The 13955-nt window shown below is 69.1% G+C and carries 10 protein-coding genes; 3 read left to right on the forward strand and 7 right to left on the reverse strand.

Features of this window, described 5'->3' with window-relative positions; translation table 11 throughout:
- The first annotated feature begins 134 nt into the window (after positions 1-134).
- Positions 135-347, forward strand: coding sequence for a hypothetical protein (locus tag ACOJUJ_RS00590; protein WP_420124897.1), 213 nt, complete (start codon positions 135-137; stop codon positions 345-347).
- A gap of 144 nt (positions 348-491) precedes the next feature.
- On the opposite strand, the gene ACOJUJ_RS00595 is transcribed toward ACOJUJ_RS00590, so the two are convergent.
- The 3 genes from ACOJUJ_RS00595 to ACOJUJ_RS00605 form a co-directional block, all read right to left on the reverse strand.
- The gene (locus ACOJUJ_RS00595) at positions 492-902 is read right to left on the reverse strand and encodes a DoxX family protein (protein ID WP_420124898.1); all 411 of its coding nucleotides are present in this window, start codon (positions 900-902) and stop codon (positions 492-494) included.
- A gap of 193 nt (positions 903-1095) precedes the next feature.
- The gene (locus ACOJUJ_RS00600; RefSeq protein ID WP_420124899.1) at positions 1096-3267 is read right to left on the reverse strand and encodes a carboxypeptidase regulatory-like domain-containing protein; all 2172 of its coding nucleotides are present in this window, start codon (positions 3265-3267) and stop codon (positions 1096-1098) included.
- Between the two features lie 188 nt (positions 3268-3455).
- On the reverse strand, positions 3456-4532 hold the full coding sequence (locus ACOJUJ_RS00605; protein ID WP_420124900.1) for an alpha/beta hydrolase: 1077 nt from the start codon (positions 4530-4532) through the stop codon (positions 3456-3458).
- Positions 4533-5063: 531 nt separating this feature from the next.
- Here ACOJUJ_RS00605 and ACOJUJ_RS00610 point away from each other — a divergent pair.
- Positions 5064-6038 (forward strand): alpha/beta hydrolase family protein, encoded by a 975-nt coding sequence (locus ACOJUJ_RS00610; protein ID WP_420124901.1) that lies wholly within the window; start codon positions 5064-5066, stop codon positions 6036-6038.
- 69 nt (positions 6039-6107) lie between these two features.
- On the forward strand, positions 6108-7181 hold the full coding sequence (locus ACOJUJ_RS00615) for an alpha/beta hydrolase (protein ID WP_420124902.1): 1074 nt from the start codon (positions 6108-6110) through the stop codon (positions 7179-7181).
- A gap of 266 nt (positions 7182-7447) precedes the next feature.
- Here the strand turns inward: ACOJUJ_RS00615 and ACOJUJ_RS00620 are convergent, their stop codons facing one another.
- The 4 genes from ACOJUJ_RS00620 to ACOJUJ_RS00635 form a co-directional block, all read right to left on the reverse strand.
- Positions 7448-8137, reverse strand: coding sequence for a redoxin domain-containing protein (locus tag ACOJUJ_RS00620; protein ID WP_420124903.1), 690 nt, complete (start codon positions 8135-8137; stop codon positions 7448-7450).
- A 56-nt stretch (positions 8138-8193) separates the two neighbouring features.
- Positions 8194-10455: a protein-disulfide reductase DsbD family protein gene (locus ACOJUJ_RS00625; protein ID WP_420124904.1), complete on the reverse strand. Its 2262-nt coding sequence runs from the start codon at positions 10453-10455 to the stop codon at positions 8194-8196.
- 743 nt (positions 10456-11198) lie between these two features.
- On the reverse strand, positions 11199-12572 hold the full coding sequence (locus ACOJUJ_RS00630; RefSeq protein ID WP_420124905.1) for a serine hydrolase domain-containing protein: 1374 nt from the start codon (positions 12570-12572) through the stop codon (positions 11199-11201).
- A gap of 346 nt (positions 12573-12918) precedes the next feature.
- Positions 12919-13599, reverse strand: a complete 681-nt coding sequence (locus ACOJUJ_RS00635; RefSeq protein ID WP_420124906.1) for a hypothetical protein — start codon at positions 13597-13599, stop codon at positions 12919-12921.
- Positions 13600-13955 lie beyond the last annotated feature (356 nt).

Consider the following 13955-nt stretch of genomic DNA (forward strand, 5'->3'; position numbering starts at 1 on the left):
TCCTCCAGCAAGAGACCACCGATGCACCCGCCTGACCACGACCCGAAGGTCGCCGCGTCTCTACGGTAGCCCTGCTCGGCGGCGCGGGTCAAGAGATGGAGGTGAGCATGGAACAACACCAAACGCCTTCGCCCATGCGCTCGCTGGAGATCCTGAAAGACAGGTTCGGCGCGCTCGAGGCGGCGGCAAATTCCTCGATCAAGCTCGCCCGCTACGCACCGGAAGAAGAACTGGCGATGGATCTGCTAGTCGCGGAATCGGTGCTGGAGTTCGGCAGCAGCTTGCGCGAGGCGAGCGATGGAGCCTTGCAGTGGGCGAGGGCGCGGGGCGTAGGACCGCTTGCGTGATGATCGCACGGCAGCCGCGGGAGAGATCACCCGCGGCTGCGGCAATGCTTGTCCAGCGGCCTGACGGCACAAGGGCGAGGGGCGCGGGGCTTCAACCATGCCCGGCCACGGGTTGCTGCAGCGCCCGGCTGGGCTGGGCGCGAGTCAGGCCGTGGAGGATGCCAGGGTACGCGCCGAGGCCCCGCTCCGGCTTGCGATCGGCCGCACGCGCCACCGTCCGTAGGCGACGAAAGCAGCCAGGAGAAAGAGGATCGCGGTGGTCACGGCCGCGCTGGTCTCGCTCCTGGCGAGATGCAGCACGGTGGCGCTCGCGACCACAAAGGCCAGACAGCCGGCAGCAACGGGCGTCAGCCAGGGCAGCTTGCGGGTCATCGCGGGCAGGAGCAGGCCCACCGCACCCGCGATCTCCGCCACGCCAAGGAAGATGCGGAATCCGACGCCCAGCTGCTCGTTCATGATGGCAAGCAGCTCCGGCGGCGGGGAAACCAGCATCCATCCGTGCGCGGCGAACGCGGCGGCGAGCAGCACCTGCAGGATCCAGAGCGCTATGTTCATCGGAAATCCCTCGTTCTTGGTGGTGGTCGTGATCGGTCTCTCACCCTCTACGTCGAACGAGGGGCGGCGGAATCGACAGGACGATGTTGGCTCCGCGAAAAATCTGCTCGCACTCGGTCGTGGCGTTCACGATTGGCGCCGCGCCTGACAGAGAAGGGGGCGAGCCCGATGCTCGCCCCCTTCGCGCGTCGCCTTACCTGGCCAGCGGGTCCGGCCGTAGCTGGAAGCGGATGGCCTTGCTTGTCTGCCCCTTTCCGCCCTCCATGTGGAAGGGGGCGCGGGTGCTGATGGAGGCCCACAGGCCGCGGCCCTTCCAGCCGGCGTTCGGGTCGTCGATGCGGCCGTCCATCCACTTGGTGTAGAAGCCCATCGGATAGGGGACGCGCAGCACGACCCACTTGCCATCCTTGAGCACCAGCAGCCCTTCGGACTGGTTGCCGGTGTTGATCGGCACGTTCTCGCCCAGGCCCAGCGTGTTGAACTGGTCTACCCAGGTGTAGTAGCTCCCTTCCCCGCTCCCGGGGCTGGTGACGTTGCCCAGGTTCGGCAGCGGCTCGGCGTAGAAGCTCCACCCCTCGGGGCAGTGCTGGCCGGTGGCGGTGGGGCCGTTCAGCGGGCCGCGGCACTTGCGCCGGTCAAAGCTGGCCATGTGCCCGCTTCCCAGGGCGGCCCAGTACACGCCGTTGCGGTCCACGTCACCGCCGCGCGGGGAAAAGCCGACGTTCGCCACGGCCGGGTTGTTCCACGGGATCTCGAAGATCTCGGTGAGCGCGGTTTCCGGCGGATTGGCGCCCGGGCTAAGCCGGATGATGGCGCCGGGAAAGCCGAACGTCGTTCCCCACACCGATCCGTCCGGCGCCGGCGCCAGCGCGTACACCGAGCCGTACTGACCCGTGTTGATGCGCTTGTCCCTGGCGGGATCCACGGGCACGTTCGGCTCCACGTACTCGTCGCGCCGGCCGTTGCCGTTGATGTCCAGCACCAGCGCCGTCCATCCCTGCGCCCGCTCCTCGTCGCCCGTCTGGTCCCACAGCCGGGTGTTCAGCCACCCCACCACCGGTCCGCCGCCGCTGAACCACAGGGTGCGGTTGGCGTCTTCGGCAAACATCAGGTGGTGCGTGCCAAAGCAGGTGGAAACGTGCTTTATCTCCTTGGTCCGCGGGTCGTACACCGCCACGTGCCGGCCGGCGGCGTCCAGCGGAAAGAGGCGGGCCGACGGATGGCTAGACCCCGCCTTGCAAAAGGCCGGGTTGGGCGGCGGACGCACCCGGGAGGTGATCCAGACGCGCCCCTGCTCGTCGAACATGGGGTTGTGCACGTTCGCCCGGCTGTTCCAGATCGGCTCCGTCCCCCAGTATGGCGAGGCACCAAAGCCCTGCTGCGGCGCCACGGGTCCGGCGCTGGAGTCGCGGAGCGTGACCGGGACGCGGGTGGCCGTATGGGTATTGGGATCCAGCACCGGCATGTAGTCGGCGCTCGCCTCCAGCACGGCGTACAGCGGGCCGTTCGCGTTGACCGTGGGGTTGCGCCGGTCGGTGGAGACCAGGTCGTGCAGGTACGCCTTGGGGTCTGCCCAGTCCCACATCGTGATGACCACGTTCCGCTCCAGCCCCTGCGGGCGGGGCGGCGTGGGCGGCACCTCGCCCGCGGCGATGCGGTCGGTCCAGTCGGCGAACATCTGCAGCGTGCGCGGGCCCATGTTGTGGGCCATGCCGGTCATCGAGCCTCCGGCCTGGCCCGCCTGCAGCCGCCGCCGCCACGCCTCCACCGACGATTCGAAGGTGCCCAGCGCGGGGTGCAGCTCGCGCGTTCCCTTGCTCCCCATCTGGTGGCAGCCCAGGCAGGCGCCGTTCTTCAGCAGCCGAACGTAGTCCCCCTGCGTCTTGAAGACCGGGTTGATGCCGTTCCCCTCCGGCCCCGTGCCGGGAAACTCGCTCTCCGCCGGCACGCGCATGAGCGAGTACCAGTACCCGGCCGGGTAGTACTCCGCCGCGGCGCGCGGGTTGGGCGCCGGGGTGGCCTGCAGGTTCAGCGTGGCCCCGGGCTCCGCCTTCTGCTTGGGCGAATCGACCAGCCCGTACCCGCGCACCCAGACGTCGTAGTTGGCCCGCGGCAGGTCGGGGAGCAGGTAGCGCCCCTGGTCGTCGGTTACCACGATCTTGGCGAACTTGGTGGGAAGGTCCGAGGTCTCGGCGATCACCCACACGCCGGCCTCGGGGCCGCTCGCCCCCCTCACCACCCCCGCGATGTCGTCGCCATCGATCGCCACCCCGCCGGGGGCGGGCGGTGCGCCGTCCGTGCGGGCCACCCACAGCAGCCCGGAGGCCGCCACGGTCGCGGCCGCGATGAGTGCCTTCGTCTTCATCCGCCAGTTTCCTTGATGATGTGGGCCACGGTCCGATCAGTGGGAGGGATGACGCGTGCGGGTGCCGGTCGTCATGGCCGGGGCTTGCGGTCCGCGACGGGTTCGCGTCCGCGGGCGCGGGGCGCCTGCCGGGCGGCCGAAGCGGCCCGGCGGGAGTTGGGACGGGCGCTGAGCGCCGGGCCGCCGGCTCAGGTGGCCGGGGGGAGCATTCCCAGCTGCTGCTGCAGCCACACCAGGCGGTCGCGCGCGGCCGCGGCGGTAAGGCTGTGCCCCGCGTTGTACCAGCGGATCGACTTTGGCTCGCCCACGGCGGCGTGCAGCAGCTCGGCGATTGCCGGCGGCACGGCGTCGTCCTGCCGCCCGGACTGCAGCATCAGGGGCATCGGCGACGCAAAGCCCACGTACTTGATGGGCTCGATGGGGATCATCGACTCCAGCCAGCGCCGCCTGTCCTCGCAGGCAAGCCCGGGCAGGGCGGTGCCTGCGCCCGAGGGGCCGGTGAAGTGCGAGACGAGGCCCCCGTCGGCCACCACCAGGATGCCCGTCTTGAGCCGCCGCTCGATACCGACGAAGAGCGCGCCCATCGCCCCGCCGTAGCTTACGCCCACGTAGCCCAGCCGGCTCGCGTCCACGTCCGGGCGCGCCACCAGCAGGTCCACCGCCCGCTGCAGGTCGGTCATGTACTGCACCTGCTCGGCGCTGTCGGCCTCGGTAAAGCGCACCGGGCTGCCCGAGCGGCGCGCGAACGGGGCGTCCAGCGCCACCACCACCGCCCCGTGGCGCGCCAGCACCACCGCCTCGCCCGCCACCTGCTGGGCGTTGCCCGGCAAGCCGTGCCCCAGCAGCACCCCCGCGAACGGACCCGGACCCTCGGGCACAAAGAGCAGCCCCGTGGCACGGCCGGTACCGCGCGGGCTGCGGAAGCTCAGCTCGTAGATCCGCACGCCCGGCTGGGTGCCGGCCAGCTGGAGCTCCGGGTCGTAGTCCGCCGCGCGGTCGTAGTCGAACGTGGCCAGGGCCGAGGCGGGTGCCGGCGTGGCGCTGAGCGCCGGGACGGTGCAGGCAGGCAGGCCGGGACCGGGATCGGCCGGCTGGCTGCAGGCACCGGCGAGCAGGGACAGGAGCAGTCCAACGGAGCGCATGCGCATGGGGGTACCTCGGCGGGAGCTGGAACCCGGAACGCCTGTGCCGGTTCGCGCCGCGCGGACGGTCGGGCCGGCCTTGGGGTCGCCGACCGGGCCGTCCAGCCACTTCATCGTCTTCATCTGCCCATCCGTTGATGATGTCCGCCGCATCCGCACCGCTCCGCGATTCAGCGAGATCCAACCCGCGAATCGCGCCGCTGAGGATGGTGAACCGCGTCGCCGTACCGCCGGGTGTCCGGCCCCGATCGTATGATGACGAAATGGGGCGTCAACCGGCAAGAGGCAACGGCTGCGCCACCATGGCGCCGCGGCCGATCGCCGTCCCCCCGGGGGCGAGCTGCACCGTGTCCGCGGGCCGCGCGGGTCGTCCTTCGTAGACACGCGCGACGGGCGTCCCCCCTGCACCAGACCGTCCCGCCGGATCTCGTCCCGGCCATCGCGGGGCCGGCCACGCTGCACGGGTCCAGCCCCGGACGCTGCTGGCGAGATCCTTCCGCCGGCGCCAGATTCGTCGCACAGCGGCCTGCCGTCGGGAAATCAGCCGCTCAGGCGGATTCTCTGACACACACCGGGTGTACGCAGGCGCTTCTGCTAGCCGCAACGGTACGCGAGACGCCTGAGCCGGCACGGTACGTTGCTCGCGGCCGGAACATGGCGGCCTCGGCGCGGTTGCCGCGTCACGGCAGGCTCGACCTGGGCGCCGCGCTCTCGAACCATCCAGACATGCGTGACTCCGTTCGCGTTCGCGTTTCCAGGGATCTTTGTGGAGGTGCACGTCCCGATTTCGGGGGGCCGGCCACCGCGGAAGACCGAGACCTCTTCAGGTATGACGTCAACGCGCCACTGAATCTGCGGAAGACGGTCGAATCCACGAATGCCGGCGTGGAGGTCAGCCGCATCGCGTTCAGCAGTCCGGACGGCGGTCTGGTGACCGGAAGGGTGACGGCCCCGGTCACCCGCCCGGGTCCGCGTCCGGCCATGGTGCTCATGCACGGCATACCGGGCAACGCGAGAGCCATGACGGACATCGCGCAGAACTACGCACGGTACGGCGCCGTCGTACTTGCGATCAATGCGCCGTTCGTTCGCCGCGGAGGACCCGTCAGAAGGTTTACCGCTCAGGATCGGGCCGAGCAGATCCAGCTGATCAAGGACCTGCAGCGCGCCGTGGACGTATTGCGCTCACGCCCCGACGTCGACCCCGACCGCATCGCCTGCATGGGCGTCAGCTGGGGCGGCGCGATGGGTGCGCTGTTCGTCGGCATCGAGCGGCGCCTTGCGGCGGCGGCGCTCGTCGTGGGACACGGCGGTCCCGTCTCGCACTCCACCGGTCCCGATGGGTTCAAACACATCGCCCGAGTCCCGTGTGCCAGACGTGTCGCGTGGATTCAGGCGATGGCACCCATCGAGCCGATCCGGTTCGTGGGGCATGCCAACGCCCCGCTGTTGCTGCAGAACGGGACGCTGGACAGGCTGATCCCCGTCGCCGATGCGGCGGAGTTGCACGCAGCCGCGCCACAGCCCAAAACGAGTCTCTGGTATACCGCGGGACACAACCTCAATCAGCAAGCCGTGGCCGACAGGCATGCCTGGCTGGTCGAAACGATGGGTATCGACCCCATGTAGCGCTCGGCAACGGGTCGTGAAGCGGTTCGGCGCGGTGTCCGGTCCACGATCAACTTTCTGGACGGGGTTATGAAAGCTGTCGTCGCGCTTGTGCCTGCATTGTTGGCGGCCGCCCCCTTGGTGGCGTTCGCCACCCACCCGGCCGAACAGAACGGTCCGCTGCTCACGCGTGCCGCGGACAGCCTCGTGGTGCACGTGGGCGCGTCCGCTGGGGCGGCGGCGACGGTGCGCAACGCCAGCGAACCGGCGGTCCGCGTTCGCGTCTACGGCGATTCCTGTGGAGGCGCACGTCCCGATTTCGGAGGGCTGGCTACCGCGGCAGACCGGGACCTGTTCCGCTACGACGCCGATGCACCACTGAATCTGCAAAAGACGGTCGATTCCACGGCCAACGGCGTGGAGGTCAGCAGCATTTCCTTCAGCAGTCCGGATGGCGGCCTGGTGACCGGGTTGATGTGGGACCCGGTCACGCGCACGGATCCGCGCCCCGGCATGGTGCTCATGCATGGCCTGCCCGGCAACGCGAAAGCCCTGGAGGGCCTTGCGCAGAACTACGCGCGGCACGGTGCGCTCGTCATCGCGATCGACGCGCCCTTCGCTCGCCGCGACGGACCGCTCATGCGCTACACCGCCGCGGACCGGGCCGAGCAGATCCAGGTGATCAAGGATCTGCAACGCGCCGTAGACGTATTGCGCTCACGTCCAAACGTCGACGATGACCGCATCGCCTTCGTGGGCTTCAGCTGGGGCGGCGCGACGGGTGCGCTGTTCGTCGGCATCGAACGGCGCCTCCAGGCGGCGGCGCTCGTGGTCGGACACGGCGGCCAGGTTTCGCATGCCACCGGTCCGGAAGGGTTCAAACACATTTCCGGTTTCCCGTGTGCCACACGTGTCGCCTGGATTCGGGCGATGGCACCCATCGAGCCGATTCGATTCGTCGGGCACGCCAACGTCCCGTTGCTGCTGCAGAACGGGATGCAGGACATCTTCATACCCGTCGCCGACGCGGCGGAGCTGCACGCAGCCGCGCCGGAGCCCAAAACGGTTCTCTGGTACACGACGGGACACAACCTCGGTCAGCAAGCCCGGGCCGACAGGCATCGCTGGCTGGCCGAAATGATCGGCATCGACCCGCTCATGTAGCTGCACCGGCGCGTCGTGAAGCGGTTCGAATCGGTACCGATCCGAAAAAACAACATCGGAAGGTACAGAGGAACCGAGAACAGCCAGAGGAACAGAGGTGATCCGCATTCTGTCCTCTGTTCCTCTGGCTGTTGTCAGTTCCTCTGTACCCTGACCTCTGTTTCGTTTAGTCCGGCGAGGATTTCCCAGGCAGTTCTCTGCTTCCTCTGCTCCCTCTGCGTGAGAACCTGCAGTTGGGAACGATGAGTGTATTTGCGGATCCGGTATCAGTACTTCACGTCGCAGCCGTAGGGCTGCGTCTGCGCGACCGCGATGGGCGTCCCCGCCAGGCCGGCGTCCAGCGCGGCGCGGACGTAGTTGGTCGCGCCGGCGATGGACTTGGCGCTGGACGACGAGTTGCTGTCGATGGCGCCCGAGTAGCGAAGCACCCCCTGCGGGTCGATGATGGCGTACTGCGGCGTGTTGCGCGCGCCGTACAGCCGCCCCAGCGTGCCGGCCGTGTCGCGGATGACGGCGGTGGGCGCCGCGCCCTTCTTGCGCGTCAGCTCGTCCGCCTCCTCCGCCGTCGTGAAGCCCTGCTTTCCGGGCGCGGAGGAGACGACCGATAGCCACACGACGCGGTTGGCATAGTCGCGCTGCATTGCCTGCGTGTTGCCGGGACCGCCGTCGAGGTCCTTGTAGTGCTTCTTGGTATACGGGCAGTCGTGGTTGAACCACTCGAGCACGACCCACCGGCCGCGGTACGCCGCCAGCGAGTGCGAGGCGCCGCGCGTGTCGACCGCGGTGAACGCCGGAGCGGGCGCGCCGGTGGTAGGCGCGGCGCTCAATTCAGCAGGCGTCAGCTTGACTTCCTCCTGCAGGTGCGGGACGACGAACACCGCTCCGGCCAGTGCGACGACGATGACGACGAGGCCGGCCAGGAGAAGCGAGAGCTTGCGACGTATTGAGTAAGCCATGGTACGGAGCCCGGGATAAGAGGATGAAGGGGTGAAGTTCGGCGCGGCCGCGGCGGTCAGCGCGCGGGTGCGACGGAAAGCGCGGGCGCCGGGCCTGCCGCGGCGGCGTCCAGGGCGCGCGTGACGATCCCCGGCGTAAGGAGCGTCGGAAGAACCGCGGGCTCCGCGGCGCGGTCGCGGCCGTAGAGCACCACGAAGGGCACGCTGTTGCGGTTGAACTCCGCCAGGGCGCGCGTGATCGACGGGTCACGCGTGGTCCAGTCGGCGCGGAGAAGCGCGACGTCGTGCGCGCGCAGCGACGCGCGCACCGCGTCCGAGTTGAAGGCGACACGCTCGTTCACCTGGCAGGTAAGGCACCAGTCGGCGGTAAAGTCCAGCAGCACCACGCGCCCGCTGTCGCGCAGCGCCTGCAGCGCCGCCGCGCTGTACGGCCGCCAGGGGAGCGCGCCCGCGGCCGGGCTCGCCGCGGCCGTCGCCACCGCGGCGCCGGACGGTACGGAGCGCGCGCCGGTGATCACCAGCGCCAGCGCACCCGCGCCGGCCGCCAGGGCGACGCCCCGTGCGGCGCGGCGCCGGCCGGCCGACGCGACCAGCGTTCCGAAGCGGCCCAGCGCCCACAGGCCGAACGCCAGCAGCGTAAGCGCGCCCAGCAGCACCGTCACCGCGCCGGTCCCGGCCTGCCGGCCCAGCACCCACGCCAGCCACACCACGGTCGCGAACAGCGGAAAGGCGAGCGCCTGCCGCAGCGTCACCATCCACGCACCCGGCTTCGGCAGCCACCGGCGCACGCCCGGCGCCGCGGCCACCAGCGCCAGCGGCCACACCAGGCCCAGCCCCAGCGCGGTAAAGACGACGATCGCACTGGCCGCCCCGCCGGCGATCCCGTACGCCACCGCGGCGGCCAGGAACGGCGCGGAGCACGGCGTCGCCAGGGCGGTGACCAGGACGCCGCTCAGGAACGCTTCCGCCGCCGGCGGCGTGCGCGTCGCGGCGACGGAGAGCGTGCCGCCCACCGGGGCCAGCTCAAACACGCCGGCCATGTTGAGCGCGGCGGCGAACACGATCAGCGCCAGCGCGCCCACCATGGCGGGGCTCTGAAGCTGGTAGCCCCACCCGACCTCCGCGCCGGCCGCGCGCAGGGCCAGCAGCATCCCCACCAGCGCCCACATCGACGCCAGCACGCCCGCGGCAAAGTACAGCGCGTGCCGCCGCGCGGTCCGTCCGTCGTGCGCCGCCGCCTCGGCCACGCCCAGCGCCTTGATCGACAGCACGGGAAGCACGCACGGCATCAGGTTGAGCAGCGTGCCGCCCAGCAGCGCGAGCAGCCCGGCGGTCAGCAGCGCCAACCACCTGCCGCCGCTAGCGCCCCCCGCCCCGCCGGCCGGCGCGAGCTGCGCCATGGACACCACCGGCGCATCCACCTCTACCGCGAGGCCCTGGTCACCGCTCCCCGCGCCGGCGAACGCGAGCACGCCCGTGAGCCGGGTGGGGGTCCCGCTGGCGTACGGCGAACGCGTGAGCCGCAGCTCCAGTGCGTCGCCGTCCACCCGTACCGCGGCCGGCGCGGCGTGGTCGATGACGCCGGCCGAATCCACGAAGAACCGGACGGGCACGGCGTCCCCCGCCGCGAGCAGCCCCGACTCGGCCGGCGGGCGAACGCGCAGCACGATCGCGCCCGCGTCCACCGCCGACTGGAACGCCCAGCCGGCCGGGCGCGCCGGCACGCGGGCATCCTCGGCCGCGAACGCGCGGGCGGCGGCGGTGTCGGCCTCCGCGGCCGCGCCCACCGGCAGGGTAAGCGCAAGGTCCACGTCCGCGGCAAAGCACTCCTCCCTGCACACCACCCAGTTGATGGTGCCCCTGAGCGTGGCGGTCGAACCCACGCGCGCGGTGCTGGGAACGTGGACGGCGCCCAGCAGGTGCACCTCGCGCTCGTAGCCGTAGCTGGCCAGCGGCGGCGACGCGATCAGCTCCGGCGCCGGCCAGCGCAGCGGGTCGGCCGTGAACCCCTCGGGAAGCTGCCACTCCACCGACGGCGGGCTTCCCACGTCGCCCGCGTGCCGCCAGTACGTATGCCATCCGGGCTCCGGTCGAAGCCGGATCGCGACGGCCGCCGTCTCGCCGGGCACCAGCACGCGCGTTGCGCTCCGCAGCTCGATCTCCACCGGCTGGCTGGCGGTGGCGCGGGCGACCGCCGTTGCCGGCTGAAAGACCGACTGCGCATCCGCCGCCGCCGGCACCCCGCCGGCCGCGAGCGCCCACAGGGCCGCGAGGGTGGCGGCGCGGCGTGGTGCCGGGAGTCGTGTTCTATGGCTCATGCGTTCACAATGACGGGACAGGGATGGAGATGGGTATGGCGGTTGTGGCAGAGGTGGGTTTCTGGCCCGTACGACCACCTTGCGCCGAAAGTTTCGGGGATGCCGTGCAGCACATCCGGACACTTCGCATCGAAATACCATCTACACGATCCTGCGGATCGCTGTCATTCTGAGGAAGGCGCCCGCACGCTCCCGTCGGGATGCACCGAAGCCTGTGCGCCGCCCGAAGAATCTGCCGGATGGGCCCACCGCCCTGTCGGCTACGACTTGCTTTGGCGCGAGTCCCGCCCGTTTCCGAAAAGAGATTCTTCGGTCGGCGCACGGGCTGCCGCGCGGTTCCGCACGCCTCGTGGCGGGCGCCTTCCTCAGCCTCAGACTCAGCGTCAGGCTCAGAGGGTGTTGAGAAAACCTCGAATCGTGCCAAGTCATCCTGAGGGAGGCGCCGCTCCATAATCTGCTCATACACAATACTCTGGCGCCGACCGAAGGACCTTGCCGGCAGAAGCGTGGGGCTGGCTTCATGCCCCGCATCTGGCCCCACGATGGCGGAGAGAAGGTCCTTCGGTCGCGCGCGAGCTCTTGTGTTCCTGAAAGTTCCGCGTGGCGCTCCCTCAGGATGACTGTGCGCTTCGTACGAAGACCTCAGGTTTCTCAACACCCTCTCGGGCTTAGAATGACAGTGATCGTCCTAAAACTTTTTGCGGATCGTATGGTCCGTTCGCGACGCGACAGCGCCGCGGCGCTTACGAGCGCCTGAGGATGGAGTGCTCCGTACCCGTGTCGTACCGCAGTTCGGTGACCGGGCCGCTGTCTCCGTTCGCACGCCGGAAGCTCAGCAGGATGCCTCCCTGCCGAAAGGTGAGGCCGTCGACCCAGGCGAGGGGCTGCGGCGCGGCGTTGTTGATCGAGATCGTCAGCCCCGCTGGCCCGCGCGCCACCTGCAGGGTGGCCGGTCCCGCGCCCGTGGTCCCGCTGTACGTGCCGGCAAGCGCCTCCGCGTCGCCGGCGAACGGCTGTGGAGCGGCAAGCGTCCCCGGGAGCAGCTGCCCCGCGAGCTCATCAACCAGGGCGGTCGGCGACGAATCGAGGCTGTTGTTCATCAGGACGACGATGGCCATCCGCGCTTCCGGGTACCAGTTTGCGCGCGCCGCGTAGCCCGTGATCTCCCCACTGTGGCCAATGAAGGGGTTCCCGCGCGCATCCTGGCGCACGTCGACGCCCATGCCGTAGCGCAGCGCGGTGCCGTCGGCGAGGGTCGCCGGCCGGATCATCTCCGCGTAGGATGCGTCGGACAGCACCCTTCCGCCGTGCAGCGCCTGCAGCCAGGTGACCATGTCGGCCGCCGTCGAGCACAGGGCACCGGAGCCCAGGTCGGCCACGGGGACGAGCACCGGGGCGCGGCGCGTCTCGCCGTTGCGCACCAGGTAGCCCGTGGCGCGGCGGGGAAAGTCCGGCGCGCCGTGGCAGATCCCCGAGCTCGTCATCCCCAGCGGCTCGAAGATCATCCGCTGGAGGTACTGCGGATAGGTCATCCCGCTCGCTTTTTCGATGACCAGGTGCAGCAGCCAGTACGCCCGGTTGCTGTACATCTGCGCGGTACCCGGCGCAAACCGCGGCGGCGATCGCCTGATGATGGCGTAGATGGTGTCGCGTGAGGCGTTGGGATCGCCCCGGAACCGGTTGAGCTCCGGCACGTTGGGGATGCCGGAGGTGTGATCGAGCAGCCGGCGCAGGGGCATGCGGGCGCCGCGGGTGTCGAAATCGGGAAACCACCTGGTGATGTCGTCGTCCAGGGAGAGCTTTCCCTGGTCGCGCAGCTGCAGGATGGCCGCGGCCGTGAACTGCTTGGTGATGGAGCCGATGGCGAAGACGGCGTCCGTGCCCATCGCGACGTCGGACTCCACGTCCGCCTTGCCGTACGGCGCCAGGAACGGGGTCTCCGCGCCCTTCGCGATGCCGACGACGGCGCCGACGGTGCGGTCCCGCGCCAGGTTTGCGGCCGCGAGGGAATCGAACGTCGCGGCGCGCGGCTGTGCCGCCAGCGGCGATGCGGCGGCGATGGCGAGCAGCGCGGCGGCGCAGGAACGGCGGGTGATGGGGCTGAACATGAATCTCATCGCTACGGCGTGTCGATCGAGGCTGCTTCAATACCTTGATCGAAAGCTCGCACGCGATGAACGGGGATGCGATGATGCAGCCGGTGGGCGGCACAAATCGGCGACGAGCGGACGATTCCGGCGACGAACGGCGGGCGTGGCGCGCCGTCGTCCCCGTCGGCCCCTCATCCAAAAGCAGACCGCGGCTGCGCACCGTGTTCTGCCATGCCGTTAGCGACAGACGGGTCAGAGGTCCGGGGCCAGCGCACAACAACTTCCCCTTCCCCAAAAGCCCAGGGCCCCGTATCCCCTGCAGCCGATGGTTATCTCAGGCCGCGACGACGCCCCCATCGAACGCACACATCGATCAGTCGAGAACCAAGCGCCGCCCTACCCCACGAGTAGCAAGCTGAGACAGCCGCTCCGCACCGATCAGTCCGCCAATCTTCTTCCATACTACATTCAAGATTGCAGTCTTCCCCATCTCCATACCAAGACGATCGCTCAAACTGTGTACGGTTGTGGATGTGGGTGGGGAATTACGCGCTGACTCCATCAACATATCGAAGAAGCTGCCGAGGGTAAGAACGGCCCCTTCTGCTGCAATGAGCCGGGTAAGATCGATCTGAATCGCGGATTCAAGTTTCAACTCGACTGGCTTGTCAGGCGCTACTGAGGCATCGACCAAGATCAGATCCGCGTTTCCACTAAAACCGCGAACGCCCGTGGACTGAAGCAGTTGTTTCGCCGCGACGTAATCAGGAAGCGAGAACTGCAGGTGCTGATCCCCCTTGCCATCTGTTTCAACACGCCAACCAAGGTAATAGAAATCGATTGCGTCTCCAGACTCCAGGTTAAGGAGGTGGAAACGTTGAATCAGCTCTGATGCGACCGTGTTTCCGCCATGCTCAGAAGCCAGTACGAGACAGATACCGATAGGGATCGTGACTGAATCGGTCGAGCCTCGGGTATTCTGCAAGGATCGGAGCCGCATCGAGAGTTCACATCGCAACTCGGCCGTAGATCCTGGGGCAAACGCCTGTTGCATGCTTCTCTCCTAGGGTACAGGTCTGCACATGGTGGCCTGACGACACAAGAGTCAGGCGTGCGGGACCGACGCGCAAGCCGTTCCTCCAACGGAAGCCATGCAAAGCCCCGCACCCCCTGCAGCCGATTGTCAGGCGCCGGCGCGGATGCCGATGCTTGCTCTCCTCTCGCCAGCCCCTGATACCATCTCGCGGATTTCGATGTGCAGTGGGGGTAACGATTTTCACGCGGAGGCGCGGAGAAAACAGAAGAGGCGCGGAGGGAACGCCCAAAACGCCTCCGCGCCTCATCAGTTCCTCCGCGCCTCCGCGTGATGCTTTTCCGTCGTTCCTCTGATTGCACAACGAACTGCGAGAA

This window comes from Longimicrobium sp. (genome assembly GCF_048594345.1).
Taxonomy (GTDB): Bacteria; Gemmatimonadota; Gemmatimonadetes; order Longimicrobiales; family Longimicrobiaceae; genus Longimicrobium.